General features: G+C 62.9%; 20 protein-coding genes and 1 tRNA gene. 14 read left to right on the plus strand and 7 right to left on the minus strand.

The features are described from left to right. Positions 1 to 31 precede the first annotated feature (31 nt). Positions 32 to 940 (minus strand): LysR family transcriptional regulator, encoded by a 909-nt coding sequence (locus tag HJB91_RS11990; protein WP_221146225.1) that lies wholly within the window; start codon positions 938 to 940, stop codon positions 32 to 34. A 101-nt stretch (positions 941 to 1,041) separates the two neighbouring features. Between HJB91_RS11990 and HJB91_RS11995 the strand changes: the two genes are divergently transcribed. The 6 genes from HJB91_RS11995 to HJB91_RS12020 all read left to right on the plus strand — a co-directional run bounded on the left by HJB91_RS11995 (position 1,042) and on the right by HJB91_RS12020 (position 9,403). Further along, the gene (locus tag HJB91_RS11995; protein WP_210632728.1) at positions 1,042 to 2,454 is read left to right on the plus strand and encodes a VOC family protein; all 1,413 of its coding nucleotides are present in this window, start codon (positions 1,042 to 1,044) and stop codon (positions 2,452 to 2,454) included. Positions 2,455 to 2,520: 66 nt separating this feature from the next. Further along, entirely contained in the window at positions 2,521 to 3,804 is a 1,284-nt protein-coding gene (locus HJB91_RS12000; RefSeq protein ID WP_221154819.1) for an FAD-binding oxidoreductase, read from the plus strand. A gap of 45 nt (positions 3,805 to 3,849) precedes the next feature. Then, positions 3,850 to 5,388 (plus strand): aldehyde dehydrogenase family protein, encoded by a 1,539-nt coding sequence (locus tag HJB91_RS12005; protein ID WP_210632730.1) that lies wholly within the window; start codon positions 3,850 to 3,852, stop codon positions 5,386 to 5,388. A 186-nt stretch (positions 5,389 to 5,574) separates the two neighbouring features. Beyond that, positions 5,575 to 6,597 carry an iron ABC transporter substrate-binding protein gene (locus HJB91_RS12010; RefSeq protein ID WP_221154821.1) on the plus strand — a complete coding sequence of 341 codons (1,023 nt, stop codon included), beginning with the start codon at positions 5,575 to 5,577 and terminating at the stop codon, positions 6,595 to 6,597. Positions 6,598 to 6,701: 104 nt separating this feature from the next. Then, positions 6,702 to 8,369: an iron ABC transporter permease gene (locus HJB91_RS12015; RefSeq protein WP_221122907.1), complete on the plus strand. Its 1,668-nt coding sequence runs from the start codon at positions 6,702 to 6,704 to the stop codon at positions 8,367 to 8,369. Continuing rightward, on the plus strand, positions 8,366 to 9,403 hold the full coding sequence (locus tag HJB91_RS12020) for an ABC transporter ATP-binding protein (RefSeq protein ID WP_221154823.1): 1,038 nt from the start codon (positions 8,366 to 8,368) through the stop codon (positions 9,401 to 9,403). The genes HJB91_RS12015 and HJB91_RS12020 overlap by 4 nt, the downstream gene beginning before the upstream one ends. Before the next feature lie 35 nt (positions 9,404 to 9,438). Here HJB91_RS12020 and HJB91_RS12025 read toward each other — a convergent pair whose 3' ends face one another. The 4 genes from HJB91_RS12025 to HJB91_RS12040 form a co-directional block, all read right to left on the minus strand. Continuing rightward, positions 9,439 to 10,773 carry a glucoamylase family protein gene (locus HJB91_RS12025; RefSeq protein ID WP_221154824.1) on the minus strand — a complete coding sequence of 445 codons (1,335 nt, stop codon included), beginning with the start codon at positions 10,771 to 10,773 and terminating at the stop codon, positions 9,439 to 9,441. 248 nt (positions 10,774 to 11,021) lie between these two features. Next, positions 11,022 to 12,806 carry a gamma-glutamyltransferase family protein gene (locus HJB91_RS12030; RefSeq protein ID WP_221154825.1) on the minus strand — a complete coding sequence of 595 codons (1,785 nt, stop codon included), beginning with the start codon at positions 12,804 to 12,806 and terminating at the stop codon, positions 11,022 to 11,024. Positions 12,807 to 12,844: 38 nt separating this feature from the next. Then, entirely contained in the window at positions 12,845 to 14,281 is a 1,437-nt protein-coding gene (locus HJB91_RS12035; RefSeq protein ID WP_221154826.1) for a M81 family metallopeptidase, read from the minus strand. A gap of 232 nt (positions 14,282 to 14,513) precedes the next feature. Next, positions 14,514 to 15,242: an NIPSNAP family protein gene (locus HJB91_RS12040; RefSeq protein WP_210632737.1), complete on the minus strand. Its 729-nt coding sequence runs from the start codon at positions 15,240 to 15,242 to the stop codon at positions 14,514 to 14,516. 95 nt (positions 15,243 to 15,337) lie between these two features. On the opposite strand from HJB91_RS12040, the gene HJB91_RS12045 reads away from it, so the two are divergent. Next, positions 15,338 to 15,952 carry a TetR/AcrR family transcriptional regulator gene (locus HJB91_RS12045; RefSeq protein ID WP_210632738.1) on the plus strand — a complete coding sequence of 205 codons (615 nt, stop codon included), beginning with the start codon at positions 15,338 to 15,340 and terminating at the stop codon, positions 15,950 to 15,952. 81 nt (positions 15,953 to 16,033) lie between these two features. Here HJB91_RS12045 and HJB91_RS12050 read toward each other — a convergent pair. Beyond that, positions 16,034 to 16,123 (minus strand) — tRNA-Ser (locus HJB91_RS12050). A gap of 302 nt (positions 16,124 to 16,425) precedes the next feature. On the opposite strand from HJB91_RS12050, the gene rplU reads away from it, so the two are divergent. The 4 genes from rplU to HJB91_RS12070 all read left to right on the plus strand — a co-directional run bounded on the left by rplU (position 16,426) and on the right by HJB91_RS12070 (position 18,413). Then, complete coding sequence (gene rplU, locus HJB91_RS12055) at positions 16,426 to 16,743, plus strand: 50S ribosomal protein L21 (RefSeq protein WP_007824851.1); 318 nt, start codon at positions 16,426 to 16,428, stop codon at positions 16,741 to 16,743. 34 nt (positions 16,744 to 16,777) lie between these two features. Further along, positions 16,778 to 17,047: a 50S ribosomal protein L27 gene (gene rpmA / locus HJB91_RS12060; RefSeq protein WP_004676172.1), complete on the plus strand. Its 270-nt coding sequence runs from the start codon at positions 16,778 to 16,780 to the stop codon at positions 17,045 to 17,047. 125 nt (positions 17,048 to 17,172) lie between these two features. Beyond that, a complete protein-coding gene (locus tag HJB91_RS12065) occupies positions 17,173 to 17,829 on the plus strand; it encodes a GNAT family N-acetyltransferase (RefSeq protein ID WP_210632739.1) in 657 nt (218 codons plus the stop codon). Then, on the plus strand, positions 17,826 to 18,413 hold the full coding sequence (locus tag HJB91_RS12070) for a GNAT family N-acetyltransferase (protein ID WP_210632740.1): 588 nt from the start codon (positions 17,826 to 17,828) through the stop codon (positions 18,411 to 18,413). Before HJB91_RS12065 ends, HJB91_RS12070 begins: the two co-directional genes overlap by 4 nt. 95 nt (positions 18,414 to 18,508) lie before the next feature. Here the strand turns inward: HJB91_RS12070 and HJB91_RS12075 are convergent, their stop codons facing one another. Continuing rightward, complete coding sequence (locus tag HJB91_RS12075) at positions 18,509 to 19,375, minus strand: endonuclease/exonuclease/phosphatase family protein (protein WP_210632741.1); 867 nt, start codon at positions 19,373 to 19,375, stop codon at positions 18,509 to 18,511. Between the two features lie 84 nt (positions 19,376 to 19,459). On the opposite strand from HJB91_RS12075, the gene obgE reads away from it, so the two are divergent. From obgE to HJB91_RS12090, 3 genes are read left to right on the plus strand one after another with little or no spacing between them, the layout of a single operon-like run. Beyond that, positions 19,460 to 20,548: a GTPase ObgE gene (gene obgE, locus HJB91_RS12080; RefSeq protein WP_221122901.1), complete on the plus strand. Its 1,089-nt coding sequence runs from the start codon at positions 19,460 to 19,462 to the stop codon at positions 20,546 to 20,548. Continuing rightward, a complete protein-coding gene (gene proB / locus HJB91_RS12085; protein ID WP_210632743.1) occupies positions 20,535 to 21,704 on the plus strand; it encodes a glutamate 5-kinase in 1,170 nt (389 codons plus the stop codon). The genes obgE and proB overlap by 14 nt, the downstream gene beginning before the upstream one ends. After that, on the plus strand, positions 21,697 to 22,980 hold the full coding sequence (locus tag HJB91_RS12090; RefSeq protein ID WP_210632744.1) for a glutamate-5-semialdehyde dehydrogenase: 1,284 nt from the start codon (positions 21,697 to 21,699) through the stop codon (positions 22,978 to 22,980). The genes proB and HJB91_RS12090 overlap by 8 nt, the downstream gene beginning before the upstream one ends. Positions 22,981 to 23,012 lie beyond the last annotated feature (32 nt).

Here is a 23,012-nt window from a genome sequence, read left to right on the forward strand (position 1 = left end):
TCGAAAGCGCCATGCCGATGCAAGCCGTTCCTCACACGTTCGGTCCGGCCATCGCCTCCGCGACGATCCAGCCGCGAAAGGCGGCAAGCGGCGCATAATCGGCGCGCTCGCTGGGACAGGCGAGATAATACCGCTCCCGGCTCTCCATCTCCCGGTCGACGGCGGCGACGAGATCGCCGCGCCTGAGTTCTTCCTGCATCAGGAATGTCGGCAACAGGGCGACACCGAGACCGGCGGTCGCCGCTTGCGCTGCGGTGGCGAACTGATCGAAGAGCATGCCGTGCACGCTTTCGAACGAAACACCATTACCGGCGAACCATTGTTCCCAGGCATCGGGGCGCGTCGTCAGATGCAGAAGCGGAACGGCAAGCAGATCCTCTGGCCGCGAAATCCTGTGCTGTTTCAGAAAATCGGGACTGCAGGCCGGCACCGTACGCTCCGACATCAGCAAGGTCAGTTCCGCGCCGGGCCAGTGCGGGTGGCCGAAATGGATCGCGGCGTCGATTGAATCGAGCCGGAAATCGAAAGGTGAAAGCCGGGTCGCCAGATTGATGGTCACGCCGGGATTGGCGCTGAGAAAGCGGCCCAGGCGCGGCGCCAGCCAGCGCGTGCCGAAGGTCGGCAGGATGGCGAGATTGAGCGTGCCGCCGTGCGGATTGGCGCGCAGGTTCAACGAGGCGCTCGAGATGCGCCGCAGCGCCTCGCGAATCTCGCGGGCATAACCGTCGCCGGCGAGCGTCAGCCGCATGGTCTGGCGCTCGCGCAGGAAGAGCTCGACGCCGAGCTGCTCCTCCAGCGCGCTGACCTGGCGGCTGACGGCGCTCTGTGTCAGGTCGAGTTCACGCGCCGCTGCCGTGACGCTGCCTGTGCGGGCAACCGCCTCGAAGGCGGCGAGATGTGAAATCGACGGCAGAAAACGTCTTGAAGCGAGCATGATCATTCCGTTTCAGAATGAGCTATTTCCAAAATGTCGATATTTCCGCCTTTGCGCTGCTTGTAAAGAGTTTCATCCTGCAAAATCGGAATGAGCCGGAGCCTCAGATGCCGCAAACCTTCGTTTCCACAGACCGTATCCGCTCGCTTTTCACCGAGGCGATGTCGCAGATGTACCGGACGGAGGTTCCGCAATACGGCGCGCTGATCGAGCTGGTGGCGGATGTGAATGCCGGCTACCTCGAAAGCAATCCGGATCTGCGCGAACGCTTGGCCCGCGCCGGCGAGCTTGATCGCATCGATGTCGAGCGCCACGGCGCCATCCGGCTCGGAACGGCGGAAGAGCTTTTCACCATCCGCCGGCTGTTTGCCGTCATGGGCATGCAGGCGGTCGGTTATTACGACCTTTCGGTGGCCGGCGTGCCGGTTCATTCCACTTGCTTCCGGCCGATCGACGAGGCGGCGCTCAACATCAATCCGTTCCGCGTCTTCACCTCGCTGCTGCGCCTGGAGCTGATCGAGGACGAAGGTCTGCGTCGTGAAGCCGAGGCAATTCTCGCCAAGCGGCGCATCTATACGCCGGGCGCCATCGCGCTGATCGAGCGTCATGAGCAGAAGGGTGGCCTGACCGAGGCGGAAGCGACCGAATTTGTCGCTGAGGCGCTTGAAACCTTCCGCTGGCACGGCGAAGCGACCGTCAGCGCTGAAACCTACAAGCGCCTGCACGACGCGCATCGGCTGATTGCCGACGTCGTCAGCTTCAAGGGGCCGCACATCAACCACCTGACGCCGCGCACGCTCGATATCGATGCGGTGCAGGCCCGCATGCCGGAACGCGGCATCACTCCGAAGGCAGTCATCGAAGGGCCGCCGCGCCGGCAGTGCGATATCCTGCTGCGGCAGACGAGCTTCAAGGCGCTCGAGGAGACGATCGTCTTCTCAGGTGATGAGGGTGCGGTCCAGGGCACGCATACCGCCCGCTTCGGCGAGATCGAACAGCGCGGCGTGGCTTTGACGGCCAAAGGCCGGGCGCTCTACGACCAGCTGCTCGCTTCGGTTCGCGGTGAAGTGCAGGTCGGCGCCGGCGGCGCCAAGGCGGGCGCCTACGACCAGGAACTGGCCGAGCGCTTCAAGGCGTTGCCGGACAGCTGGGATGAGCTGCGCAGCCAGGATCTCGCCTTCTTCCATTATTCCGCCACGCCCGCGGGCATTGCCGCCGCGATCGCCGGGACCTTGCCGCGCGATCCCGAAGCGCTTCTCGCCAAGGGCTATCTCGCCTTCGCGCCGATCGTCTATGAAGACTTCCTGCCCGTCAGCGCGGCCGGCATCTTCCAGTCGAATCTCGGCACCGACCAGCAGCAGAATTATGCGACGCGCTCGAACCGCGACGCCTTCGAGACTGCACTCGGAGCGACGGTTCAGGATGAACTGGCGCTTTATGCGGAGCGGCAGGCCGCATCGCTGGAGACGGCGATGGGGGCGCTCGGGCTCGCGGCCCTGCAGCTGAGGACCGTTGCGTGAAATCGCCGCTTCAACACCTGTCCTTATGCGCTAGAGTACTCCGGTTTCATCCGATCGGGGTGTGCCATGCTGAATGATCCGCGCTCCCATGGCCTCTGGGAAAAGACCGCAGGCGTACCGCCGGCGACCTCGCCTCTCCATGGCGCGGTATCGGCCGACGTCGTCATCGTCGGTGGCGGCTATACCGGTCTTTCCGCCGCCTTGCATCTTGCCGAGGCCGGGTCGAAGGTGGTTCTGCTGGAGGCGAAGGAGATCGGCTTCGGCGGTGCGGGGCGCAATGTCGGTCTGATCAATGCCGGCATGTGGGTGATGCCCAACGACCTGCCGGGCGTGCTCGGCCCAGTTCACGGCGAACGCCTGCTCGAGTTGCTCGGGAATGCGCCGAAGCTCGTCATGGAACTGATCGACAAGCACGCGATCGCCTGCGAACTCGAGCGTAACGGCACGCTGCACTGCGCCGTCGGCGCGGACGGGTTGAAGGAGATCGAGGCGCGCGCGCTGCAATGGTCCGCGCGTGGCGCGCCCGTGAAAGTGCTCGATGCGGCAGAAACGGCCAAACGCATCGGCAGTGATGCCTATGCCGGGGCGCTGCTCGATCTTCGCGCCGGAACACTACAGCCGCTTGCCTATGCGCGCGGCCTCGCCCATGCCGCCGTCAAGGCGGGCGTCACCATCCATACATCGAGCCCCGTCATCGCAACCGAGCGTCGCGGCAGTCTCTGGACCGTGAACACGGAAAGCGGCGAAGCCAGCGCGGACTGGATCATCGTCGCCACCGATGCCTACAGCACCGGCCCCTTCGAGCAGGTGCGCAACGAGCAGGTCTATCTGCCCTATTTCAATTTCGCCACCGTGCCGCTCGGCCACAATCTGCGTCAGTCGATCCTGCCGGGGCGGGAAGGCGCATGGGACACCAAGGACATTCTCTCCTCCTTCCGCATGGATCAGGCTGGACGCCTCGTTTTCGGCAGCGTCGGCGCGCTGCGCAATACCGGGCTTGCGGTGCATAAGGGCTGGGCCAAGCGCGCCCTGAAGCGGCTCTTTCCCATGATCGGCGATGTCGAATTCGAATGCGAATGGTATGGCCAGATCGGCATGACCGACAATGCGCTGCCGCGCTTCCACAAATTCGCCCCGAATGTTATCGGCTTTTCAGGCTATAATGGCCGCGGCATAGCCCCCGGCACGGTCTTCGGCCGCACATTGGCTGAACATATTCTCGGCCGGCTTGCCGAGGCCGATCTGCCGCTGCCGCTGACGTCACCCACAGAGCCGAGCTTCCGTGCGCTCAAGGAACTATGGTACGAAGCCGGCGCTCAGGTCGCCCATTTCGCCGATGCCCGCTTCTGAGAACCGACAAGCGCTTCTGAGAACAATAAGATTGGAAACACGACAATGACCATCGCCGTCCTCGATCTCGCCACCGAAACCGCCAAGCTGCTCGCCGAACTCGGCGTCGACGCCGGCCGCTATCAGGGCGGCACGCTGTCTGTCTCCTCGCCAGTCACCGGCAAGGAAATCGGCAAGCTCAAAGAACATTCCGTTTCCGAAACGAAAGCGGCGATCGAAGAGGCGCACAAGGCTTTCCTCGAATGGCGTTCCGTGCCGGCGCCGAAGCGCGGCGAGTTGATCCGCCTGCTCGGCGAGGAGCTGCGCAGCGCCAAGACGGCGCTCGGCCGTCTTGTCTCGATCGAAGTCGGCAAGATCACCTCCGAAGGCCTCGGCGAGGTTCAGGAGATGATCGACATCTGCGATTTCGCCGTCGGTCTGTCGCGTCAGCTCTATGGCCTGACGATCGCTACCGAGCGCTCCGAACACCGGATGATGGAAAGCTGGCACCCGCTCGGCGCGATCGGCATCATTTCCGCCTTCAACTTCCCGGTCGCCGTCTGGTCTTGGAATGCGGCGCTGGCGATGGTCTGCGGCAATTCCACGGTCTGGAAACCGTCGGAAAAGACACCGTTGACCGCGCTTGCCGTGCAGGCGCTGTTCGAAAAGGCGCTGAAGCGCTTCGTCGCCGAGGGCGGCAAGGCGCCCGCCAATCTGTCGACCCTGATCATCGGCGGCCGTGAGGTCGGCGAGGTGCTGGTCGACCATCCGAAGATCCCGCTCGTTTCCGCCACCGGCTCGACGGCGATGGGCCGCGCCGTCGGTCCGCGCCTGTCGCAGCGTTTTGCCCGCGCTATTCTCGAACTCGGAGGCAACAATGCCGCCATCGTCTGCCCGAGCGCCGATCTCGACCTGACGCTGCGCGGCGTCGCCTTCTCCGCCATGGGAACGGCCGGCCAGCGCTGCACGACGCTGCGCCGTCTCTTCGTCCATGAAAGCGTCTACGACCAGCTTGTGCCGCGCTTGCAGAAGGCCTACGGCTCCGTCACCATCGGCAATCCGCTCGAAACAGGCACACTTGTGGGACCGCTGATCGACGGCCAGGCCTTCGAGAAGATGCAGGCAGCCCTTGGCGAGGCGGCATCGGCCGGCGGCAAGGTGACCGGCGGCGAACGCGTCGACAATGGTTCGGCCGATGCCTTCTACGTTCGCCCGGCGCTCGTCGAAATGCCCGATCAGACCGGTCCGGTCGAGCACGAGACCTTCGCGCCCATTCTCTATGTGATGAAATACAGCGATTTCGACACGGTGCTGGCGCTCCACAATGCCGTGCCGCAGGGGTTGTCGTCGTCGATCTTCACCAACGACATGCGCGAGGCGGAAACCTTCGTCTCCGCGCGGGGCTCGGATTGCGGCATTGCCAACGTCAACCTCGGGCCTTCGGGCGCCGAAATCGGCGGTGCCTTCGGCGGTGAAAAGGAGACCGGCGGCGGACGCGAATCCGGCTCCGATGCCTGGAAGGCCTATATGCGCCGCGCCACTAACACGATCAATTACGGCAGCACGCTGCCGCTTGCGCAGGGCGTCAAATTCGACGTCGAATAGCCATTGTTGCGAGAAGGCGACGCCGAGCGTCGCCTTCTTTGGCTCGATCGATATTTATTCCGACGCGATCTGCAATATCAGGTCAAGATATTGTGATGCTTTTTTCTCGGCGAAGAAACTTGAAATAGACAGTCAAGAAAAATATACGCCTCTTACCCGCAGGGTGACATTGCCATGGAGGCCATCATGACTATTGCTTTTAACCGTTTTTCCCACGTGCTGGCGCTCGCCGCGTCGCTCCTCTCCGCCACCGCGCTCGCAGGCAGCGCCAATGCGCAGGATGAGGGTCTGGTCGTATACAATGCGCAGCACGAAAGCCTGGGCCGCGAATGGATCGATGCCTTCACCAAGGAGACCGGCATCAAGGTCACCATGCGCCAGGGCGGCGACATGCAGTTCGCCAATCAGATCATTCAGGAAGGCGACGCATCCCCGGCGGACATTTTCCTGACTGAGAATTCGCCGGCCATGACGCTGGTCGACGGCGCCGGGCTCTTCGCCCCGGTCGAAAAGGAGACGCGGGATCAGGTCCCGGAGCAGTATCGTCCGGCCGACGGCATGTGGACCGGCATTGCCGCCCGCACGACGGTTTTTGCCTATGATAAGACCAAGCTCAGCGAAGACAAGTTGCCGAAGTCGCTGCTCGACCTCGCCGATCCCGCCTGGAAGGGCCGCTGGGGTGCAGCGCCGGCCGGCGCCGACTTCCAGGCTATCGTCGCTGCCCTGCTGCAGTTGAAGGGCGAAGACGCCACCAAGGCATGGCTGAAGGGTCTCAAAGACAATGCGACGCCCTATAAGGGCAACAGCGTTGCCATGAAGGCGGTCAATTCAGGTGAAGTCGAAGGCGCTGTCATCTATCACTACTACTGGTTCGGCGACCAGGCGAAGACGGGCGAGAACAGCAAGAATGTCGGCATGCATTACTTCAAGAACCAGGATCCGGGCGCTTTCATCAGCGTGTCGGGCGGCGGCGTCCTGAAGTCCACGCAGCACATGAAGGAAGCGCAGGCTTTCCTGAAATTCGTCACCAGCAAGGCGGGCCAGGCGATTCTCAAGAACGGCACCTCCTATGAATATGCCGTCGGAAAGGATTCCCTTTCCAACGACAAGCTCGTTCCGCTTGCCGATCTCAATGCTCCGAAGGTCGAAGCCTCGACGCTGGACAGCAAGAAGGTCGTGGAACTGATGACGGCGGCAGGTCTGATCTAGGCTTTCTGCGTTTCGCAGCACTCAAGCGGGGAATGCTTCGGGCTTTCTGCCGCAGGCCTGCAGTAGCCAAAACTATTGCTTTTGGCTCAAGAAAACCTTAGGGCATGACGGGATCGGGCAACTGTCTTTCCAAGGCGGTTGCCTTCCTTTTTCAGCGTATGAAGGCATCGGCCTTGCTGCAGGACAACAGATTTTTCGTAGCCGGCAACAGGGCGCCGGTCGCGCCGAAGGCCGCGCGAATGCTATTGCCGCGCCGGCGCATGCCGCACGCGCCGGTGATGCTTCTCGCGACCGTCATCGCGATCTTCAGTCTCGTGCCGCTCGGCTTCATCGGCTGGATCACTTACGATGTCGGCTGGGAAACGGTGAAAACGCTCGTCTTCCGGCCACGTGTCGGCGAACTCCTCATCAATACGGTTCTCCTGGAATCGGCGACCATTCCGCTGTCGATCGCGCTGGCCGTGACGCTTGCCTGGCTGACCGAACGAACGGATATTCCGTTCGCCAGACTCTGGGCCTGGCTGGCAGTCGCGCCGCTCGCAGTGCCAGCCTTCGTGCACAGCTACGCCTGGGTCAGCCTCATTCCCGGCATGCGCGGCCTTGAGAGCGGTGTCTTCGTTTCTGTTGTCGCCTACTATCCATTCCTTTATCTGCCGGTCGCCGCAGCGCTGCGCCGTCTCGATCCGGCCATCGAAGATACCGCCGCCTCCCTTGGCCTCGATCCCTGGCGCGTCTTCTTCCGCACCGTGCTGCCGCAGTTGAGGTTTGCCATTTGCGGCGGCTCGCTGCTGATTGCGCTGCATCTGCTGTCGGAATACGGCCTGTTCGTCATGATCCGGTTCGATACTTTCGCAACCGCGATCGTCGACCAGTTCCAATCCTCCTACAACAGCCCGGCCTCCAACATGCTCGGCGGCGTGCTCGTCGCCTGCTGCCTTTTCCTGCTCGGTCTCGAAGTGCTGCTGCGCGGCAACGAACGTTATGCCCGCGTCGGCCCCGGCTCGCCGCGTCCGGCCGATCGCCGGCGTCTTGGCTGGTTCGTGGTGCCGGCCATCCTGCTGCCTGTCGTCCTGGCGGTGCTAGCGCTCGGCGTGCCGTTGATGACGCTCGGCCGCTGGCTCTATCTCGGCGGCAGCGAGATCTGGCGCATCGAGGTCGGCACTGCTTTCCTGCAGACGATGGCGCTCGCTCTTGCCGGCGGCGTGCTGGCGACGGTTGCCGCAGCCCCCATGGCCTGGCTTTCCGTGCGCGCGCCCGGCCGCTTCCAGCGCGTGCTCGAAGCCTGCCACTATTATGTCGGCTCGCTGCCTGGCGTCGTCGTGGCGCTGGCGCTGGTGACGATCACCGTGCGTCTCGTGCTGCCGCTCTATCAGACTTTCGCAACGCTGCTCGTCGCCTATGTGATGCTTTTCCTGCCCCGCGCCATGGTCGGCTTACGCGCCAGCATCGCTCAGGCGCCAGTGGAGCTGGAGCGCGCCGCGATGGGCCTCGGCCGCACCCCCGGTCAGGCAGTGCGGCAGATCACCATGCGGCTTGCCGCACCGGGAGCCGCTGCCAGCGTCGCCTTGACCGCACTTGGCATTACCAATGAACTCACGGCGACGCTGATGCTCTCGCCCAGCGGCGTCGACACTCTGGCGACGAAATTCTGGTCGCTGACGAGCGAGATCGATTACGTCTCGGCCGCCCCTTACGCCTGCATGATGGTCGTGCTGTCGCTGCCGCTCACCCTGACGCTTTATACGCAATCGAAACGGACGGCCGGCCAATGACGCTGCTTACGATCGAAAACATCAGCAAGCGCTACGGGCCCGTCCAGGCGCTGACGGATATTTCGCTCGATGTCCAGGCCGGCAGCCGCACCGCCGTCATCGGGCCATCCGGCTCGGGCAAGACGACGCTGCTGCGCATCATCGCCGGCTTCGAGCTGGCCGACACCGGCAGGGTGACCCTGGACGGCGACGTGTTGGCCGATGGCCCCGCGGCGATGCCGGCTCACAAGCGGGGCATCGGCATCGTCTCCCAGGATGGCGCGCTGTTTCCACACTTGAGCGTGGCTGAAAATATCGGCTTCGGCTTCGAACGGGGTGCTGCCGATCGTGAGCGGCGCATCGCCGAACTGCTCGATATGGTCGAGCTCGACCGCGGCATGCTGGCGCGCCGCCCGCACCAGCTTTCCGGCGGTCAGCAGCAGCGCGTGGCGCTCGCCCGCGCGCTCGGCCGCAAGCCGCGGCTGATGCTGCTCGACGAACCATTCTCGGCGCTCGACACCGGCTTGCGTGAAAACATGCGCAAGGCTGTCGCGCGCGTGCTGCAGGCGGCCGGCATTACCGCCGTTCTCGTGACGCACGATCAGGAAGAGGCACTGAGTTTTGCCGATCAGGTCGCGGTCCTGAGGGAAGGGCGGCTGATCCAGGCGGGAACGCCGCAAACCCTGTATCTGCATCCCAGGGACCGCGAGACGGCACTGTTCCTCGGCGAGGCCGTACTGCTTCCGGCCATCATCCGCAACGGCCTTGCCGACTGCGCCCTCGGCCATGTCGCCGTCGAAGGCAGCCGCCAGGGCAAGGCGGAAATCATGCTGCGGCCCGAGCAGATCCGCGTCATTGCCGATGAAAGCGATCGCGACTACGGCGGACGGGTTGTCGAGGTGGAATTCGGCGGCGCGGTCTGCACGGTCGCCGTCTCGCTCGATGGCGTTGCCCTGCCGCCGATCCGGATCAAGACCTCGAGTGTCGCCCTTCCCTCGCCAGGCGATCTCGTTCGCCTGGATATATCGGGCAAGGCGCACGTTTTCGAGCGCTGAGATAATCCTTTTCGGAAATCGACCCGGGTTGCGCGCTAACCGACTTTACGCATCAACTCTTGCGGCTCGACGCCCTCGAGCCAGCCGCCGGTAAAGCCGGCGCGCTCGAGCCCGAGGCGGATGACCGGCGATTGCCGCATCAACTTCCAGATGAAATCGGAACGCGCGTTTTCGACGGTCATGACGACAAGACCCTGGTCGATGCCGACGGTGCGGTCGTCGACCCAGCCCTCCGGACGTTTTGTCTGTACGGTCGGATTGAAGCCGCCGGGGAAACCGCCTTCCAACAGCAGGTTCGGATAGGTGGTCAGCAGCGCCTTGGTGCCGTCGAGGGCTGCCTGCCGGTCGTAGGGCAGGCAGGCGAGTGCTGCCCATGGCGCGATCGTGCCGTCATCGGGCCCGAGCGGCGCGCCGCGCGCGGCATAACCCAGGACCTTCGGCTGCCGGCCGCCACGCATGCGCCGGGTCGGCGGTGGGCCGTCGCAGGCGGTAAAGCCCCAGACATTCCTGTTGTAGCCGACGAAACTGCCAGGATTGCGCTCGGCATAGTCGCGCTGCATGTTGATGACGATCTGGGTATTGCGGAAGTAGTCCCAGTTGCGCTCCATCATCGGTCTGTCCTGGATGCCGCGGAAATCGATCCAGGCATGCGAGAAGAGATGAATGAAAAGCGGTCCGGCATAGAGATACGGCTGGTCACCGAACGTCATCCAGGAATAGCTGGATGTGAAGGCGTCGTAGCTCGACTGCGGAACGGGATGCGTCGGCGAGGCGAGTGCCAGCGCATAAAGAATGATCGCCTCGTCGAAACCGTGATAGCGCCAGCGCAGGAAGCCCGACGAAGGCTTCCAGCCCATGGAAATCGTGTCGCCCTTGTTCAGCGCCCAGCGCCAGTCGACCCGTTCGTAGATGAAGGTTGCGAGTTCACGGATTTCCGTCTCTGTCTCGTCGTCTTCGCGATTGAAATATTGCGATGCTGTCAGCACGCCGGCGATAAGCAGCGCGGTATCGATGGTCGAAAGCTCGCTGTTCCAGGCGCGATTTCCGCTATCCATCTGGAGAAAATGATAAAAGAAGCCGCGATGGCCGGTCGCATGGCGCTCTTCGCCCTGGCGCGCCTCGGCGAAGAAACGCAGCGTATTGACCGTGCGCTCGGCTGCTTCCTTGCGGCCGATCCAGCAACGCTCGACGGCAACCGGATAGGAGGAAAGGGCAAAACCGACAGCCGCGATGCTTGCCGGCACGCCGCCGATCGAGGTATCGGCCACCAGGCCATTTTCGGGATTGGAATATTTCAGGAAGTACTTGAATGCCGAATGCTGCAACCTGTCGATAAGGGCCGCATCAATGTCTTCAATCCGTTGCAGCATAGGCACCCACCCAACTGTTGCATCGCCCCATGCTTGAACATGGTCGTCATCTCCGGGCAAATCAAACCTTTTTGATTCGTAGGGATAAGAGAGCACAAACGGAGGTGATCGGTCGTTAACAATTATCGGTGAAATAATATCTAGCATAAGTCATATAAGCGGTGCAGCAAAAGCATCGCCGCGCACCGCACCGGCACAGTCTATCCCAGGCGACACTTGTTGCCAGCGGGCGCTGCGGGAAGCAGCCGCTATCGTCCGACCGCATAGGCCTGCATCAGGCGCGGGGTGGCTGCGGCGCGCATCAGCCCGTCGGCATCGCGTCGTGCGGCCGTCAGCCGGCCGATCGTCCAAGGATCGGTGATCGTCAGCTTGTGGCCCTTTCGGGCGAGCGCGGCGAGCACATCCGGACCGAAACTCTCTTCCGCTATCAGGCTGCCGGGTTCGCGGCTGCGCGGATAGAAGGAGCTCGGAAAATGAGCGGTATGAAAGAGCGGCTGATCGATCACCGCCTGCAGGTTCAGCTGGTGATGGATATGCCGCAGGAAGAAGGAAAGCTGCCATTGCTCCTGCTGGTCGCCGCCCGGCGTGCCGAAGGCAAGGGTCGGGCGGCCTTCATAGAGGCCGAGGGAAGGCGTCAGCGTCGTACGCGGCCGTTTTCCCGGAGCAAGCGATGTCGGCAAGCCTGGCTTCAGCCAGAACATCTGCGCGCGGGAATTGAGGCAGAAGCCGACGCCGGGCACGGTTGGCGAAGACTGCAGCCAGCCGCCGGACGGCGTGACGGAGACCATGTTGCCGTCACGGTCGATCACGTCGATATGCACGGTGTCGCCGCGCTTTTCGGACAGATGCGCCATGGTCGGCTCGTAGACGGCGCCGGTCTGCGAATCGGCGCCGAGCATCTTCATCGTCAGGTCATGCTGCGCTTCGAAACCCGGAAAGATGCCGGGGCGAAGATCCAAGGAGGCATCCGCACCGACGAGTTTGCGGCGTTCGGCAGCGTAGCTCTCCGACAGCAGATGCGCGACAGGGATCTCGGAAAAATTCGGGTCGCCGTAATAAACCTCGCGGTCGGCAAAGGCGAGTTTCATCGCCTCGACGACGGTATGAACGAAATCGGCGCCATCCGGTCTCATTGCGGCGAGGTCGAAGCCCTTCAGGATCGACAGGGTCTGCAGGAAGACAGGCCCCTGACCCCACGGACCTGTCTTGGCAATCGTCCAGCCGTGATAATCATAGGTCAGCGGCGCCTCGACCGTCGCCGACCAGTTCGCCATATCGTCTGCCGTCAGCACGCCCTTGTGGCGGCTTCCGCTCGCATCCATCACCTCGGCGGTCTTAATATACTCATCGATCTTCTCGGCGATGAAGCCGCGATAAAAGGCGTTGCGCGCCGCTTCCACCTGCGCCTCCCGCCCGCTTTTCGCCTCGGCCTCGGCAATGACGCGCTTCCAGGTCGCAGCAAGCATCGGATTGCGGAAGTTCGCATGCGCCTCGGGCACGCGGCCACCAGGCAGCCAGGTTTGGTAAGAGGTCGGCCATTCCTTCTCGAAGAAAGTCGCCAGCCCCTTAATGGTGGCCGAGACGCGCGGCAGCAGGGGATGGCCATGCTTCGCGTAGTAGATCGCCGGTTCCAGCACGTCGCGCACGCTCATCGTGCCGTAATCGCGCAGCATCAGCATCCAACCGTCGAAGGCGCCGGGAATGACCGTTGCGAGCAGGCCGTCGCCGGGGATCAGCGTCAGGCCCTCCGCAGTATAGTGCTCGATCGTGGCGCCGGCCGGTGCGGGGCCTTGCGCACAGATGACTTCGACCTTGTCCTTTTTCTTCGAATAGATCACCGCCGGCAGATCGCCGCCCGGCCCGCACAGATGCGGCTCGACGACCTGCAGCACGAAACCCGTCGCTATTGCGGCGTCGAATGCATTGCCGCCCTTTTCGAGAATGCTCATGCCGACAGCGGAGCCGATCCAGTGCGTCGAGGTGACGACGCCGAAGGTGCCGAGGATTTCGGGACGGGTCGTGAATGCGGTCATGTCAGCTGTCCTTTCTGGGGACCATGCCTAGGATCGGGCTAGCGCGCGCGTGCGGAACGGAAGACTTTCGGCTCGAAGGCAAATTCCTTGTCGAAGGGGTAGGTCGGATGCTGCTTGCGCAGCCGCGGCAGGCGCTCGACGAACTGATCGACCACGCCCTCCGACAGCGCCATCAGGTTCGGGTTGGCGATCGGCGCAAGTTCCGGCGAGAGATAGCCCGATTTGACGACGATGATCCTGGCGCCATGCGGGTCGAGGCCGAGCCGGGTGAAATCGGCGATATTGTGGTAGGGCCGCCGTTTGGCCGAGAGCACGAGATCGATGCCGCCGATCGAAACGACTGCCTGCCGATCGGCGGGGTCGCGGGTCTCATGCAGGAATTTGACGGTGAATCGGGCATTGACCGGCCTGCTGCCCTTGGAATCGAGCGAGGCGCCGACGCTCAAGACAAGCTGCGCACCGACACCTGCGGCATAACAGGCCTCGGTCGCCGCCTTGTCGGCGATGCCGGCAAAGACGACGCCGTCAGCACCCTTGGCGATCAACTCGGCCAGGACATCGGCCCGGTCGCCGACGCCACCGCCGGTCGGGTTGTCGCCGGATTCGGCGAGCACGACAGGCGCGGTCGGGCTGGCGATCGCTTTCGCGACGCATTCCTCGACGGAACCGGTCTCGCAGCCGAAGACGAAGTCTTCGCGGGCATCCCAATAGGCCCTGGCGAGCCTCCTTGCCTCACGCTCGAGCACGGCACGGTCGGTGCCGGTCATGATAGCGGCGGCCGTGGCGCGCGGTTCGTCGGCCCAGACATAACCGACCATCAGCGATGCGTCCCAGACGCCTGTCATGACGTCAATCTCAGGCAGCCTTGCATAGAGGCTCTTCGCCGGCTCATCGACCGTGCTGGTGCGCTCGCCGGGCAGGACAACCGGGATCGGCGCCCAGAGGACGAACGGCCTGACGCCGGTTTTCAAGCTCTTGACCAGCATGGAGACCGAGCGGCGCATCGTCTCCTCGACATCGATATGCGGCGCCGTGCGATAGGTGGAGTAAATGTCGAGCGCGTCGATGATGCGCTGGGTGACGTTGCCGTGCAGGTCGTAGCTTGCCGAGACGGTGCATTCCTCGCCGACCAGTGCGCGGGCAGCACTGATCCAGTCGCCTTCGGCATCCTCCATGCCTTCGACATACATGGCGCCGTGCATGGCAAGATAGAGACCGTCAAGCGGCAGCAGCGGCTTCAGCCGCTCGAGAAATTCGCGCTTGAAGCCTTCATAGGTGGCGCGCGAAACCGGCCCACCGGCAATGGCGCGCGCATGGACCGTCGACAGGAACTCGGCATCATAATCCTTCAGAAAGGCGAAATAGGGCGATTCCAGGAGACCCTCTCCGCGCAACACCCGAAAGTCCTTTTCCTCATTCAGAACGGGATTGTATGTGCTGCATTCGATATGGATGCCACCGACGGCAATGCGCATGGGAAACCTCGGTTGAAAGTGGGGGCGATCAGGACGGTATGGGTGGCGATGAGATCAAGGTGAAGACACAGGCGGTTTCTGCAGGTGTGCCGCCGTTATCCGGTGCTGATGATAGTTCGCAAAATAAACGGATCAACCGCACTACATGACAAAATCGACCCGGGTCGATCATGAGATAAGTGTTCGATGACTGCCCTTGGAAGGAACTGCGTCGGCGTGCGGGCAAGATCGCTCACCAGGCGCAAAGCGACCGCGACGTCGGCGTCAACAGTGCGACATCGATACTCCGCCAGCACCGGCTGTCCATCCATGGATAAATCTCCGCCGTCCAGATCGGATTCTGCCGCAGCCGCTGCTGGTAGGCGGCTGCACCGCTTTGATCCGCGTGCGCTTCAAACCAGACGAACACCGTTTCCCCCTCGCGAACCGGCAGGCGCGGGAAACCGTTCCTGCTTCGCTCGGTCATGAACACCGCCTCGATCCGCGCACCGGCCGCCAGCATGGCCGGCATCGCCCTGGCGCGGAAAAATTCCGAGAAATCTTCTCCCGTTCCGGGTGCGAGCGAGCAGATGTTCACGGCGATCAGCCCTTGTGCTTCCGCGCGCTCCGCCTCTTTCTGCCTCGGCAGGTTATGCGCAAATGGAAGCACACCGGCCGCCGGCTTCAGCAGCAGGACATTGTCCGAATTCAGCATCGTCGCGTTCGCGGCCGGTCCATGCTCCTTCCAGACGGGGCCCGAATAAAAGGATGCGAGCGCATCCGTTCTGGCCTCCATGTTCTTGAAGGAGCGCACCCACACAAAGCAATCGGGATCGCCGAGATCGCGAAACTCCCCGTCGACGCGGATGCCCAACGCCTCCTGGGGCTCAACGAACTCGCGATCAAACAGGCGAATCAACCTCTCTCTGCGCTCGGGAAGGAGCCGATAGCGGCGAAGCTCGAATATGAGGTGAGGGTCCATGGTTTTCCTGACAGGTCGATCATCCTGTTTTATAACAGGACAATTGACCTGTTTTGTCAAGCTGCTAGAATGCACGCCGACTGAATTGAGACGCCATGATCGAAACCAAAAGAAACAATGATCCCGAGGGCGTGCGCCGCAGGATCATCGATGCCGCCTATGACGCCTTTGTCACGCAGGGTTATCTCGCAACCGGCATGCTGGAACTGCGCGAGCGGGCCTCCGTGTCCGGCGGCGCACTGGCGCATCATTTTCCTGCAAAGCGTGACCTCGGGCTTGCAGTCATCCGCGATCGCGTCGCTGCCGCCGTTCGGCAGACATGGATCGAACCGCTGCGCACATGCGCCGATGCGCCAACGGCCATAGACCTGATTTTTGAAGCCATCATCGGTGAACTGACACAAAAGGACCGGGTCTCCGGTTGCCCGCTGAATAATATGGCAATGGAAGTTTCCCAACACGACGCAGAGATGCGCGCACTTGTCAGCGCCGTGTTCGGAGACTGGCACAAAGCGCTCTTCGCCAAGTTTGCGGCAGATCTGGAGGAAAAGCGCGCCATCGGGCTCCATCCGCGGACAATCGCAACGCTTGTCATTGCCGCCTATTCCGGCGCCATGACGATGGCAAAGGCAAGCCAGGATGTCGGCCCGCTCCGCGACTGCCGCGCCGAATTGGCGACACTGCTGGCGGCGAACTACCGCCGGCCTTGACCGACAAATGGGATCGGGGAGAGTCGCGCCGATTTCGCCTGAAAAATCAGACCTGCGAAGCCGACATGGACAGAAAATGAGTGGCGGAGAGGGTGGGATTTGAACCCACGATACCCTTGCAGGTATGCCGCATTTCGAGTGCGGTGCATTCGACCACTCTGCCACCTCTCCGCGGTCTGGTCGGCGCTTGTTCGGCGCGGGCGTTCTCATAACGGGCATATGACAGGTTGGCAAGCCGAAATCTCAAGCTTTTCCATCCTTTTGCCTTGACACCTTTCTGTCACTCGCGTATCCCGCATCCGCAATAGGAGTGGAGTAGTCCGCCCCTTGCCCGCCTCGCGCTCGCGCGGGGCTTCACCGGCAGACCAGAGTTCCGGGCCAGTTCCCTGAAATCCCTGCTTAACTTCGACTGATAAAAAGACGGCCACCTGCTATTTGCGGGGAGCGCCGGAACGAACATGAAAGGATAAAAAATGTTCGCAGTCATCAAGACCGGCGGTAAGCAGTACCGTGTGGCAGCCAACGACGTGCTGACCATCGAGAAGCTTGAAGCATCCGCTGGCGACTCCATTGAATTCACCGAAGTCCTCGTGATCGGCGAAGGCGCAGACGCGGCGATCGGTGCGCCCTTCGTAGCCGGCGCCTCCGTCAAGGCGGAAGTCGTCGACCAGACCCGCGGCAAGAAGGTCATCGCCTTCAAGAAGCGCCGTCGTCAGAATTCGAAGCGTTCGCGCGGCCATCGTCAGCATCACACGGTCGTCCGTATCACGGACATCGTGGCTGCCAAGTAAGATCAACGGGTTTCAGGTTTAAAGGAGAACTCCAATGGCACATAAAAAAGCTGGCGGTTCCTCGCGCAACGGTCGCGATTCCGAATCCAAGCGCCTTGGCGTGAAGAAGTTCGGCGGCGAAGCCGTCATCGCAGGCAACATCATCGTGCGTCAGCGCGGTACGCAGTGGCATCCCGGTTCCAACGTCGGCCTCGGCAAGGATCACACGATCTTTGCACTTACCGCCGGCAATGTGGACTACCGAACGAAGGCCAACGGTCGCGTCTACGTGTCTGTCATGCCGAAAGCGGAAGCAGCGGAATAAGCCGGTAGCGCTCAAAAACAGCCGGCGTCTCATCGACCCGGCTGGCCGTACCAGGTTCAGTCCAGAAAACAGGGGAGATGGGGCGCCATCTCCCCTTTTTCTTTGTCCAAACAGGAGGACTGAACATGCAAGGCGAATTGATAAGGGTAGACCAATCACGGTCTTCCCCGGAAGACCAGCGGTCTTCCAAGGAACGGCTGAGGCCGGAGCGGTTAAGGACCGATTGCCCTGTCTTGTTATCGGAAAGGCTCGTCATGCGCGCGCCCCACGAAGAAGACATCGACGCCCTTGCCCATCTCGCCAATAACGCCAAAGTCGCCACCATGGTATCGCGTATGCCGCACCCCTATACCGCCAATGATGCCGCCGACTTTGTTTGGCGTTCGCGAAATGGCGAGATCGGCAAGTGCGTCTATGCGATCACCAAAGCCGAAAACGGCGCATTCATGGGATGCTGCGGCGTCGAACCGCATACCGACGGCAAGACCGTCGAGATCGGTTACTGGCTGGGTGAGCCCTATTGGAACCAGGGCTACACCACCGAGGCCTGCCACGCCCTCGTCGACATGGTGTTCAGAACCCGTCAGGACGTCGACCAGATCGACGCCCGCTGCCGGGTGATGAACGTCGCCTCGCGGCGTGTCATCCAGAAGTGCGGTTTCCAGTTCCAGGGTTCGGGGCTTGCTGCCTCGCTGGCGCTCGGCAGCAACGTGCCTGTGGAATGGTACAGGCTCGACCGCAAGACCTGGATGTCACTCCGAAGCTGGGGGAACATCGCATGAGCACGTCGGCACTGCAAAGGCCGGACACCAGGTCGATGATGCCCGGCCCCGCGCCGGTCATCCCGACCACTCGGCTGACGCTCCGCCCCCACCGGCTGAGCGATGCGCCCGCCATCGCGGAATCGCTCTCCGATTTCGCGGTGACGCGCATGCTTTCCCGCGTGCCCGCGCCGTTCGACCGGCAGGATGCGCTGGACTGGCTGATGCCGGTCACGTCAGGCACCCTGCCGGACTGGTCGCTCGCGATAACAGGCAAGGACGATGTCCATATCGGCACCGTCTCGATCGAGCTGCGCCACGGCCGCTGGCATCTCGGCTACTGGCTGAACCGCTACTACTGGCGGCGCGGCTATATGAGCGAGGCGGTGGCGGCGATCATCGAGCGCTTCTCGCGCCGCATGCCGGAGACGCCTGTCCATTCCGGTGTCTTCGCCGACAACCCCGCTTCGCTGCGGCTGCAGGAGAAGCTCGGGTTCCGCATGACGGGTTGCGGCGAAATCTATTGTTTCGCCCGCAACACCATGGTGTCGCACATCGAAACCGTGCTGCAGCCGGGCGCGCTGCAGCCGCGCAAGGTTGCGTAACCCGGCATTATGCCGAAAAGTGTGAGCGGTTTTCGGACAACATCATGCTCTCAGAAGTCGAAAAAGGAGGCGCCGCCGGCTCGGCGGCGTCTTCGTCAATCGCCGATCTCGACCCACACAGGAAAATGATCGGAGCCGAGGGATTGCGTATCGATCCGCGCGGATTTCAACCGGCCGCCCAGGCCGCAACTGACGAAGCAATAATCGAGATGCATGCGTTTGCCGTGATCTTCGGGATCCATCCAGCTGTAGCTCTCAGGCCCGTAAGCCTTGAGCGCCGCAAAGGCATCGACCGGCGTGCCGATCCTGGCGACACGGCCGTAATATCCGCCGCCGGCGCCGGCAAGCGCACAATATTCCGGCGATTCCGGCTCCATGTTGAAATCGCCCATGATCATATAGTCCTCGGGCAGCGGCAGCTCCGGCAGATCAAGCTCGCCACCCCCCGTCAGCGATCCGCCCTCCTGGACGAATGCGTTGATGTGCACGTTCAAGAATTGCAGCTGGCGAATGCGCTCGTCGGCCGAGACATGGTCGAGATGGACGGAGTAGACGCGGATCGCGCCGCCCGGGATGGCGATCAGCGCCTCGGTTGCGCCGCGCTGCAGGTTGATCTTGGCGATGGTTCGGCTGCGCGGCAGAAGCAGAGTCCGCGTCGACAGGATCGGCCAGCGCGACAGCACCATATTGCCGAACTGAAAACGCGTGCCTCGTACCGGCTGCAGACCGCCTTCGCCCCCGTCGATATGGACGTCGCAGGCCGGCCCATACGCCCAGAAATGGTCGGGAAAGAAGGCTGCGATATCAGCCACCATGTCGGCAAAACCGTTGCGCCAGAAGCCGCGGGTCACCTCCTGCAGCGCGATGACATCGGCGCCTTCGAGGCTCCGGGCAATGCGCTTGAGATCGTATCGGCCGTCGAGACCGAAGCCGTACTGTATGTTATAGCTCACAAAATTCACGATAATCTTTGACCTCCGTCGGAACCGCCTATATCGAATGGGCCAAGACGGGCCGTCCACCTGCCACGGAATATTGGAAGTAAAATGAAATTTCTCGACGAAGCAAAGGTCTATATCCGATCCGGGGATGGTGGCGCGGGCAGCGTTTCCTTCCGGCGCGAGAAATTCATCGAGTTCGGCGGCCCCGATGGCGGTGACGGCGGACGCGGCGGCGACGTCTGGGTCGAGGCCGTCAACGGCCTCAACACGCTGATCGATTTCCGCTATCAGCAGCATTTCAAGGCGACCATCGGCACCCATGGCATGGGCCGCAACCGCACCGGCGCCAACGGCAGCGACGTGACGCTCAAGGTTCCCGTGGGAACCCAGATCTTCGAGGAAGACCGGGAAACGCTGATCTGCGACCTGACCGAGGAAGGCCAGCGCTACTGTCTCGCCCATGGCGGCAATGGCGGCTTCGGCAATGCCCATTTCAAAACCTCGGTCAATCAGGCGCCCGACTGGGCCAATCCCGGCCTGCCCGGCGAGGAAAAAACCCTCTGGCTGCGGCTGAAGCTGATCGCCGATGCCGGCCTTGTCGGCCTGCCCAATGCCGGCAAGTCGACCTTCCTGGCATCGGTTACCCGCGCCCGGCCGAAGATCGCCAACTATCCCTTCACTACCCTGCATCCGAATCTCGGCGTTGCCACGGTCGACGAGCGGGAGTTCATTCTTGCCGATATTCCGGGCCTGATCGAAGGCGCCCATGAAGGTGTCGGCATCGGCGACCGTTTTCTCGGCCACGTCGAGCGCACCCGCGTGCTGCTCCACCTCGTCTCCGCCCAGGAAGAAAAGGTCGGCAAGGCCTACAAGACGGTCAAACATGAACTCGAAGCCTATGGCAACGATCTGGCCGACAAGGCCGAGATCGTGGCGCTGTCGCAGATCGACGTGCTCGATGAGGCCGAACTGAAGAAGAAGACGAAGGAATTGGCCAAGGCCTGCGGCAAGACCCCCTTCCAGATCTCGGCTGTGACAGGCAGGGGCATGACCGAGGTTCTGCGTGCACTGCGCGACATCATCGTCGAGAATAATACCGAGGAGAAACCGGCCAAGGCGCCGAAACTCCGGCATCGCGACATGGTCGTCGGAGAAGAGGGCAAGGACGAGGATGGGGTCGATGACCAGCCGTAAGCCGCTCGGCCGCTACCGCCGCATCGTCATCAAAATCGGTTCTGCCCTGCTGGTCGATCGCAAGGCCGGGCTGAAGAAGGCGTGGCTGGATGCCATGTGCGCCGATATATCTGGCCTGAAGGCCAAGGGTATCGACGTGCTCGTCGTGTCATCAGGGGCCATCGCGCTCGGCCGCTCGGTGCTCGACCTGCCCTCGGGCGCGCTGAAGCTGGAAGAAAGCCAGGCCGCCGCCGCCGTCGGTCAGATCGCACTGGCGCGCGCCTGGTCGGAGAGCCTGTCGCGCGACGAGATCGTTGCCGGCCAGATCCTGCTGACGCTCGGCGATACCGAGGAACGCCGCCGCTATCTCAATGCGCGCGCCACCATCAATCAGTTGCTGAAGATCGGCGCCGTGCCGATCATCAACGAAAACGACACGGTCGCGACCAGCGAAATCCGCTATGGAGACAACGACCGGCTGGCCGCCCGCGTGGCGACGATGACCGGCGCCGACCTGCTCATCCTACTCTCCGATATTGACGGCCTCTACACCGCCCCGCCGCATCTCGATCCGAATGCGAGTTTCCTGGAGACGATTGCCGAAATCACCCCGGAGATCGAGGCGATGGCCGGCGGCGCCGCCTCCGAGCTATCGCGCGGCGGCATGCGCACCAAGATCGATGCCGGCAAGATCGCCACCACCTCGGGCTGCGCCATGATCATCGCCTCGGGCAAGACCGACAGCCCGCTGTCGGCGATCGAAAACGGCGCGCGCTCCTCCTGGTTCGCCCCCTCCGGAACGCCCGTCACCGCCCGCAAGACCTGGATCGCCGGACAATTGCAGCCGGCAGGCGAACTGCATGTCGATGAGGGCGCCGTCACGGCGCTCGGCGCCGGCAAGAGCCTGCTTCCCGCCGGCGTGCGCAGCGTTTCCGGCCTCTTCAGCCGCGGCGACACCGTGGCGATCATCGGCCCTTCAGGCCGCGAGATCGCCCGCGGCCTGGCAAGCTACGATGCCGAGGACGCCCGCCGCATTGCCGGCCGCAAATCGGCGGAGATCGAAGCCATCCTCGGTTATGCCGGACGGGCTGCCATGGTCCATCGCGACGATATGGTGATGACCGCGCAGATCCGGTCGAGATCGGAAAGGCAGAAGAAGGACGCGAGCTATGCTTGATACCGTTGCGCCGGGCCCTGACATTGACGTGCTGATGAATGACATCGGCCGCAAGGCGAAGGCTGCCGCGCGACCGTTGGGCTTTGCCTCCGCCGAGGCGAAGAACAAGGCCCTGAACGCCATGGCCGACGCGATCCTGGCGAACAAGGCGCATATCCTGGCCGGAAACGCCAAGGACCTGAAGGACATCGAAGGCAGCGAAACGCTTGCCTCCTTCGTCGACCGGCTGACGCTGAACGACAAGCGCATTGCCGAGATGGCCGAGGGAATCCGTGCGATCGCCGCCCTTGCCGATCCGGTCGGAGAAGTCATCGCGGCCTGGGACAGACCGAACGGCCTGAAGATCGAACGTGTCCGCACGCCGCTCGGCGTCATTGGCGTGATCTTCGAAAGCCGGCCGAACGTTACCGCCGATGCCGGGGCGCTCTGCCTGAAGGCGGGCAATGCGGTCATCCTGCGCTGCGGCTCGGATTCGCGCCGTTCATCGCAGGCTATACACGCCTGCATGGTCGAGGGCCTGAAGGCGGCGGGACTTCCGGAGCATGCGATCCAGCTCGTTCCGGTCACCGACCGCGCCGCCGTCGGCGCCATGCTGCGCGGCCTGGATGGGGCAATCGACGTCATCGTGCCGCGTGGCGGCAAGAGCCTGGTGGCCCGTGTCCAGAACGAGGCCCGGGTGCCGGTGTTCGCGCATCTCGAAGGCCTGTGCCACATCTATGTCGATGGCTCGGCCGATCTCGAGATGGCGAAGAAGATCGTCGTCAACGCCAAGATGCGCCGTACCGGCATCTGCGGGGCGGCCGAGACGCTGCTCGTTGATGCTGCAGCGGTCGGCACGCATCTGACGCCACTGCTTGAGGTGCTGACTGACGTCGGCTGCGAGATCCGCGCTTCGGCGGCGGTGCTGAAGGTTGCGCCCGGCCTCAAGCCCGCGACGGAGGAGGACTGGTCGACCGAATATCTCGACGCGATCATCTCAGTCGCTGTGGTCGACGGCATATCGGGGGCGATCGCCCATATCCAGAAATATTCCTCGAACCATACCGAGGCCGTCATCGCCGAAGACCCCGGCGTGGTCGAGCGTTTCTTCACCGAAGTCGATTCGGCGATCCTGCTGCACAATGCCTCGACCCAGTTCGCCGACGGCGGCGAGTTCGGCATGGGCGCGGAAATCGGCATCGCCACCGGCAAGATGCATGCCCGTGGCCCCGTCGGCGTCGAACAACTGACCTCCTTCAAATACCGGGTGCGCGGTGCCGGCCAGACCCGACCCTGACGTGACGACGGATAAGCTGGACCGACGTTATC

Source organism: Rhizobium sp. NLR10b, from assembly GCF_019685435.1.
Lineage (GTDB): Bacteria > Pseudomonadota > Alphaproteobacteria > Rhizobiales > Rhizobiaceae > Rhizobium.

What these genes read in the sequence shown, in the direction of transcription:
- HJB91_RS11990 (WP_221146225.1), bottom strand. Translation starts at nt 940, where the DNA reads ATGATCATGCTCGCTTCAAGACGTTTTCTGCCGTCGATTTCACATCTC.
- HJB91_RS11995 (WP_210632728.1), top strand. Translation starts at nt 1,042, where the DNA reads ATGCCGCAAACCTTCGTTTCCACAGACCGTATCCGCTCGCTTTTCACC.
- HJB91_RS12000 (WP_221154819.1), top strand. Translation starts at nt 2,521, where the DNA reads ATGCTGAATGATCCGCGCTCCCATGGCCTCTGGGAAAAGACCGCAGGC.
- HJB91_RS12005 (WP_210632730.1), top strand. Translation starts at nt 3,850, where the DNA reads ATGACCATCGCCGTCCTCGATCTCGCCACCGAAACCGCCAAGCTGCTC.
- HJB91_RS12010 (WP_221154821.1), top strand. Translation starts at nt 5,575, where the DNA reads ATGACTATTGCTTTTAACCGTTTTTCCCACGTGCTGGCGCTCGCCGCG.
- HJB91_RS12015 (WP_221122907.1), top strand. Translation starts at nt 6,702, where the DNA reads ATGACGGGATCGGGCAACTGTCTTTCCAAGGCGGTTGCCTTCCTTTTT.
- HJB91_RS12020 (WP_221154823.1), top strand. Translation starts at nt 8,366, where the DNA reads ATGACGCTGCTTACGATCGAAAACATCAGCAAGCGCTACGGGCCCGTC.
- HJB91_RS12025 (WP_221154824.1), bottom strand. Translation starts at nt 10,773, where the DNA reads ATGCTGCAACGGATTGAAGACATTGATGCGGCCCTTATCGACAGGTTG.
- HJB91_RS12030 (WP_221154825.1), bottom strand. Translation starts at nt 12,806, where the DNA reads ATGACCGCATTCACGACCCGTCCCGAAATCCTCGGCACCTTCGGCGTC.
- HJB91_RS12035 (WP_221154826.1), bottom strand. Translation starts at nt 14,281, where the DNA reads ATGCGCATTGCCGTCGGTGGCATCCATATCGAATGCAGCACATACAAT.
- HJB91_RS12040 (WP_210632737.1), bottom strand. Translation starts at nt 15,242, where the DNA reads ATGGACCCTCACCTCATATTCGAGCTTCGCCGCTATCGGCTCCTTCCC.
- HJB91_RS12045 (WP_210632738.1), top strand. Translation starts at nt 15,338, where the DNA reads ATGATCGAAACCAAAAGAAACAATGATCCCGAGGGCGTGCGCCGCAGG.
- rplU (WP_007824851.1), top strand. Translation starts at nt 16,426, where the DNA reads ATGTTCGCAGTCATCAAGACCGGCGGTAAGCAGTACCGTGTGGCAGCC.
- rpmA (WP_004676172.1), top strand. Translation starts at nt 16,778, where the DNA reads ATGGCACATAAAAAAGCTGGCGGTTCCTCGCGCAACGGTCGCGATTCC.
- HJB91_RS12065 (WP_210632739.1), top strand. Translation starts at nt 17,173, where the DNA reads ATGCAAGGCGAATTGATAAGGGTAGACCAATCACGGTCTTCCCCGGAA.
- HJB91_RS12070 (WP_210632740.1), top strand. Translation starts at nt 17,826, where the DNA reads ATGAGCACGTCGGCACTGCAAAGGCCGGACACCAGGTCGATGATGCCC.
- obgE (WP_221122901.1), top strand. Translation starts at nt 19,460, where the DNA reads ATGAAATTTCTCGACGAAGCAAAGGTCTATATCCGATCCGGGGATGGT.
- proB (WP_210632743.1), top strand. Translation starts at nt 20,535, where the DNA reads ATGACCAGCCGTAAGCCGCTCGGCCGCTACCGCCGCATCGTCATCAAA.
- HJB91_RS12090 (WP_210632744.1), top strand. Translation starts at nt 21,697, where the DNA reads ATGCTTGATACCGTTGCGCCGGGCCCTGACATTGACGTGCTGATGAAT.